This is a genomic window from Luteibacter sp. HAY1-4A, from assembly GCF_056755355.1.
The window spans coordinates 1-6185 of sequence record NZ_JBNDHZ010000088.1 but is presented as its reverse complement, the minus strand read 5'-3'; the positions used below and the strand labels follow the sequence as shown (position 1 = coordinate 6185).

Genomic DNA, 6185 nt, shown 5'->3' with positions numbered 1-6185 from the left:
AGGGCTACGACTGGCCCACCGTCGGCCGCATGGCGTCGCTGATGGGAGCCCTGAAAGTCGAGCACCCGGGCACGCAGAACCAGTACTTCACGTACGACCAGTTCGCCGCTGAGTTCCAGGAGCAGTTCGGTTACGCGCTGAGCTGAACTTCGCGAACATGCCTGAAACAAGGGGCGGCGCGGTGACGCGCCGCCTTTTTTTGCGCGCTTCTTGTGGGAGCCGCTTCAGCGGCGATGGGTGCTCGAGGCAAGCGTGCCCGCTGCCGCGGGATCGCCGGCATAGCCGGCTCCCACAGATCGTCATCCCGCCTTGCCGGGTTTGAACGCCATCGTGGCGTTCACCGCCTGCTTCCAGCCTTCGTAGAGATCGTCGCGGCGCTCTTCCGTCATCGCCGGCTTGAACTCGCGATCGACGGCCCAGCGGCTTGCGATGTCCTGCTTGTCTTTCCAGAAACCGACGGCAAGGCCGGCGAGGTACGCCGCACCCTGCGCCGTGGTTTCCTGCACCTTCGGCCGCAGCAGCGTCACGTCGAGGATGTCGGCCTGGAACTGGGCCATGAAATCGTTGGCGATGGCACCGCCGTCCGCGCGCAGTTCCTTCAGCTGGATGCCGGAGTCGGCCTGCATCGCTTCAAGGACATCGCGCGTCTGGTAGGCCATCGATTCCAGCGCGGCGCGGATGAACTGCTCCTTCGAGGTGCCGCGCGACAGGCCGAACACGGCGCCGCGCACGTCGCTCCGCCAATACGGCGCACCGAGGCCAACGAAGGCGGGCACGAAATACACGCCGCCATTGTCCTTCGCGCGCTCCGCGTACTCCTGGGAGTCGGATGCCTTGCCGAGCATGCGCAAGCCGTCGCGCAGCCATTGGATCACCGAGCCCGCCACGAAGATGCTGCCTTCCAGCGCGTATTCCACCTTGCCGTCGACACCCCAGGCAATGGTGGTAAGTAACCCGTTCTTCGAGCGAACGGCCTTCTCGCCCGTATTCATCAGCATGAAGCAACCCGTGCCGTAGGTGTTCTTTGCCAGCCCCTCTTCGAAACACGCCTGACCGAACAACGCCGCCTGCTGGTCGCCGGCAACGCCTGCGATGGGAACCTCCCGGCCGAAGAAGTGCTTTGCCAACGTCTTGCCGTACACCTCGCTCGACGATTTCACCTCGGGCAACATGGCGCGCGGCACGCCCAGCATCTTCAACAGCTCGTCGTCCCATTCGCGCTTGTGGATGTCGTACATCAATGTGCGCGACGCATTGGTGTAGTCCGTTACGTGGACCTTGCCGCCGGTGAGGTTCCAGATCAGCCATGTATCGATCGTGCCGAACAGCAGGTCGCCCGCTTCGGCCCTTGCCTGCGCGCCATCCACGTGGTCGAGGATCCAACGCACCTTGGTTCCTGCGAAGTAGGCGTCGATAAGCAGACCGGTCTTCTCGCGGACCATGTCTTCATGACCTTCCGCCTTCAAGCGCTCGCAGATCTCGGCGGTCTGGCGCGACTGCCAGACGATGGCGTTGTAGATCGGCTGGCCGGTGTGCCTGTCCCAGACCACGGCGGTTTCGCGCTGGTTGGTGATGCCTATGCCTTCGATGCACGCCGGATCGATCTGCGAGCTGCTGATCACTTCCGTCATCGTCGACAGCACGCTGGTCATGATCTCGCGCGGGTTGTGTTCTACCCAGCCGGGCTGCGGAAAAATCTGCGGGAACTCGCGCTGCGCGGTGCCGGCAATGTTGCCGTCGTGATCGAACAGGATCGTGCGCGAGCTGGTCGTACCCTGGTCGATGGCGAGGATGTAGGTCTTCTTGGTCACGGTAGGTCCTTTCGAATCAGGCCGCGAGTGCGGTGTAGGCGAAGGCGGCGAGCAAGGCGCCGATGATCGAACCGACGATGGGAACGGGTGCATAGGCAAAGTCGGAACCGCCCTTGCCGGGAATGGGCAGCAGCGCGTGGGCGACACGCGGCCCGAAGTCGCGCGCCGGATTGATCGCGTAGCCCGTCGGGCCACCGAGGCACATGCCGATCACGACCACGAGCAGCGCGACGGCGATGGGCGCGATCCCCTTCGACAGATCGTTGCTGCCGATGGCGAGCACGCAATAGACCAACACGAACGTGCCTATCACCTCGGTGACGAGGTTGGCTGGAATCGACCGGATCGCGGGAATCGTGCAGAAGATGCCGAGCTTCTTGGCGGGATCGTCGGTGCCGCGCCAATGCGCCAGGTAGGCGAGGTACACCAATACGGCGCCGGTGAAGGCACCCGCCATCTGTGCCGCGATGTAACCGGGAACGAGCGACCACGAGAGCTTGCCGATGGCGGCCATCGCCAGCGTGATTGCGGGGTTCATGTGCGCGCCGCTTTTCGCGGCGACGAAGATGCCCATGAGCACGGCAAGGCCCCAGGCCCACGTGATCACACCCCAACCCGCATTCTCCGCCTTGGATCCCTTCAACAGGACGCCTGCGACCACGCCGTCGCCCAGGAGGATCATCACCATCGTTCCGAGGAACTCACTCAGGTACACCGACATGCCGTTACTCCTTGATCGCGCGGGCCGATCACCGGTGCGGCCGCGCTGGTTGGACAGCGGGCTTGCGCGTCAGCGCTTCCCCGCGAGATAAGCGGACAGGCGTTCCACGTCGGGCGGCGTGACGCGCAAGCCGACCTTGGTGCGCCGCCAGAGGATGTCTTCGGCCTCCGTGGCCCATTCGTGGCGCACGAGATAGTCCACTTCGGCCTGGTAAAGATCGGAGCCGAAGTTCTCGCCCAGCGCGTCCAGACCGCGCGCCTCGCCGAGCAGGTCGCGCGCGCGGGTGCCGTAGCTGTGCACCAGACGCCAGGCGAGTTTCTCCGGCAGCCACGGACGGCTTGACCGGATATCGGCAAGCAGTTCGTCCGTATCGCGTTCGCCACCGCCTGGCAGCGGAGGCGCCTCGGCGGTCCAGGCCGGCTTGTGATTGCCGAGCAGCGGGGCCAGGCGGTCGAGCGCTTCTTCCGAAAGCTTGCGGTAGGTGGTGAGCTTGCCGCCGAAGACGTTGAGCAGGGGCGCTCCGTCCTGGTCGATGTCGAGGAGGTAGTCGCGTGTCACTTCCGACGCGCTGCCGGCCTCGTCCTGCAACAGGGGACGCACGCCGCTGTAGCTCCAGACGACGTCGGACGGCGTCAGCTGCTTCTTGAAATAGCGGTTGACGGCATCGCACAGATAACTGGTTTCATCCGCGTCGATGCGAGGACGCGACGGGTCGTCGTGGTACTCGATGTCGGTCGTGCCGATCAGCGTGAAATCGCGCTCGTATGGAATGGCGAAGACGATGCGACGGTCGGGCTGCTGGAAGATGTACGCGTAGCGGTGCTCGAAGATCTTCGGCACCACGATGTGGCTGCCCTTGATGAGGCGCAAGGTGTGCTGGTGCTTGAGGTGTACTACTTCATCCAGGAAACTCGCCGCCCAAGGGCCGGCTGCGTTCACCAGCGCACGCGCCCGCACGAAGTGCCGCGTGCCGTCGCGCGCTTCCAGTTCCGCGGTCCAGCCATCGCCGTCCCGGCGCGCGTTGACGCACCGGGTGTGGGTTTCGATGCGTGCACCGCGGCGCGCGGCGTCCATGGCATTCAGCACGACGAGCCGCGCATCCTGCACCCAGGCATCCGAGTAGACGAAACCCACGGCAAACTCGTCGCGCAGCGGCGCTCCGGTCACGTGTTTCGCGAAACGCACCCGGCGCGAACCAGGCAGCGTACGGCGCCCGCGGCCGAGGTGGTCGTAAAGGAACAGGCCGATGCGGATCATCCACGCGGGACGCAAGTGCGGCTGGTGCGGCAACACGAAACGCAGCGGCCAGATGATGTGCGGCGCCGCGCGAAGCAGTACCTCGCGTTCCGCGAGCGCCTTGCCCACCAGCGCGAACTCGAATTGCTCCAGGTAGCGCAAGCCGCCGTGGATCAGCTTCGTGGCAGCGCTGGATGTATGGGAGGCGAGGTCGTCCCTTTCGCAGAGCCAGACGCTAAGCCCGCGGCCCACCGCGTCACGAGCGATGCCGACGCCATTCACGCCGCCACCGACCACCAGTACATCGACCTGCTCGACCATGGGCACTCCGTATTGCGGGGAAGGCGGGGCGCCTTGTTCGTTTCGACCCTACGCTCGGGTACGTTCGTTTTTAGTCAAAGAACGCGTTCTTACGAACAAAGAAACATTTCCTACGGCGTCGTCTCGCCCGTTTCGCGTATAAACGAGCATATTCGCTTACAAACGAACATTGCACGCTGCAGTGCAGCGCGGTCCGTGGCGGCTACCGATGGTCCGTCATGGGCGGGAGTCCTGGGCCACGTGCACTTGCGTGCCGGCCGCCTCGAGGACAGGGAGAAGTGCATCTGGAGGCGGGCGATCGGTAAACCAGGCGTCGACGTGGGAGAAATCGCCCAGGCGAACCATCGCGTTCCTGCCGATCTTGCTGTGGTCGGCGCCGAGGAAGACCTGGCGCGAGTGCTCGATGATCGCCTGCGCGACACGTACCTCATGGAAGTCGAAATCGAGCAAGGTGCCGTCGAGTTCGATGCCCGAGATACCGATGATGCCGAAGTCCACCTTGAACTGGCGGATCAGCTCGATCGTGGCCTCACCTGTCACGCCATGGTCCCGGCCGCGCACGATGCCGCCGGCGACAATCACTTCGAAGGTCGGGTTGTCGCTCAACAGAATGGCGATATTGAGGTTGTTGGTGATGACCCGCAGGTCGCGATGTTCGAGCAGCGCGCGACCGACGCCTTCATTGGTGGTGCCGAGGTTGATGAAGAGCGAGGAGCCGTCGGGAATCTCCCTGGCGATGGATGCCGCGATGCGATCTTTTTCCGCGGCCTGCAGCGATTGCCTGGCGGTATAGGCAACGTTTTCCACGCTGGACTGCGCGCTGACGCCGCCGTGGTAGCGTCGAATCAGCCCGGCATCGGCCAGCAGGTTCAGATCACGGCGAATCGTCTGCGGTGCCACGGCGAAATGATTCGCCAGTTCGTCGACGCCGGCAAAGCCCTCGCGCTGGACGATGGCAACCAGTTCTTCCTGCCGCCGATTGAGTCGTGGATCCATGGCCTTCCCGTTTCGCCGAACTACGCGGACATGATGACTTGTTGTAGCGAGAGTGTCATGCCGCAGGCAGACAAAGAAAAACCCTAGCCTCAACGAGACTAAGATTTAAGATCAATGTCTCCCGAGTACGCATCATCCTGCGCAAAACCGGACACTGGCCAGTTCGTGCGACAGCTTTCATCCAGCCTTCACTCGGGGCGGCGTTAGCTCTCAATTGCCTGCGGCGCTGCCCCAAGCTACCGCGCCGACATGGAAGGCAGAACGAACTCACGGAGGAAACGACAAATGACACAGATACGAACGAGTGGGGTAACGGCCTCAGCTCAAATACACTGCGACCTCGGGAATTTCAATTTCGATGAGTTGAAGTTTTCCCCTATCATTTGGTCAAGGGTTGGCAATGAACCATTTGGCTGGAAGCCGGTGGTAGTAACTAGTAGTGCCGGCGGACATTACCATATGACGTATCGTCGAAATGACCACGAACAACATTATGGTTACGCCGAGTCTAAAGAGCTGACGATCAGCGGTTCGGATTCCACCGAATATCGATTCCATATAGTGAAATACGGGAGTTTGGCGCATTACGCAACATCTTCTCCGGGTGCTTCGGTCACAACCGGTCACTGGATGTTCGAGGACTTCCCAGTCGCTATTCATCTCAACGTTGGTGTTTCTTCAGAAAGTCCTTCTGTAAAAACGGAAGATACGTTCGGTTACGACATCGATTCAAAAGATCGAGTCATTATGGGCTCGACGAAAAGACGTCTGTATCCCGCGCCAAAGAAGAAGGAGGAGCAAGTGGTTTTTCCCGACACGGAACCATTTGCTTTCTTATCCAACGTCAATCTCTACTTCTCGGGAACTGAGATCTATAGAAAGCTCCCGTCTGGGGAAGTAGTAGAGTGGAATCGGCATGGCGATGGTCTCCCGACGCTTGCTAGTCGTTACTTCCTCACGCGTGATGGAGGGTACCCCGAAGGGCGGACGGAACTGACCATCAAGGACGGCTTTTCGGATGCGACGGCAGTCGTGGCGTTCGATCACAAGGACGGGGAGGTGACCATGACGATCAAATCGTATGAAAGTCGACTCTGCGA

Annotated in this window: 5 protein-coding genes and 1 pseudogene; 2 read left to right on the top strand and 4 right to left on the bottom strand. The window is 62.0% G+C overall.

Annotated features, from left to right (window positions below):
- A pseudogene (locus tag ACPYOD_RS18865) lies at positions 1-146 on the top strand (carbohydrate kinase family protein); the annotation flags it as partial.
- 153 nt (positions 147-299) lie between these two features.
- On the opposite strand, the gene glpK reads toward ACPYOD_RS18865, so the two are convergent.
- From glpK to ACPYOD_RS18845, 4 genes are all read right to left on the bottom strand, one after another.
- Positions 300-1811 carry a glycerol kinase GlpK gene (gene glpK, locus ACPYOD_RS18860; RefSeq protein WP_481303224.1) on the bottom strand — a complete coding sequence of 504 codons (1512 nt, stop codon included), beginning with the start codon at positions 1809-1811 and terminating at the stop codon, positions 300-302.
- 16 nt (positions 1812-1827) lie between these two features.
- Positions 1828-2532 (bottom strand): MIP/aquaporin family protein, encoded by a 705-nt coding sequence (locus ACPYOD_RS18855; protein WP_481303223.1) that lies wholly within the window; start codon positions 2530-2532, stop codon positions 1828-1830.
- Between the two features lie 69 nt (positions 2533-2601).
- Positions 2602-4089 carry a glycerol-3-phosphate dehydrogenase gene (gene glpD, locus ACPYOD_RS18850; protein WP_481303222.1) on the bottom strand — a complete coding sequence of 496 codons (1488 nt, stop codon included), beginning with the start codon at positions 4087-4089 and terminating at the stop codon, positions 2602-2604.
- Between the two features lie 216 nt (positions 4090-4305).
- Positions 4306-5151, bottom strand: a complete 846-nt coding sequence (locus ACPYOD_RS18845) for a DeoR family transcriptional regulator (RefSeq protein WP_481303225.1) — start codon at positions 5149-5151, stop codon at positions 4306-4308.
- A gap of 219 nt (positions 5152-5370) precedes the next feature.
- Here ACPYOD_RS18845 and ACPYOD_RS18840 point away from each other — a divergent pair.
- Positions 5371-6185 (top strand): hypothetical protein (locus tag ACPYOD_RS18840; RefSeq protein WP_481303221.1); only part of this gene is annotated, 815 nt, incomplete at its 3' end.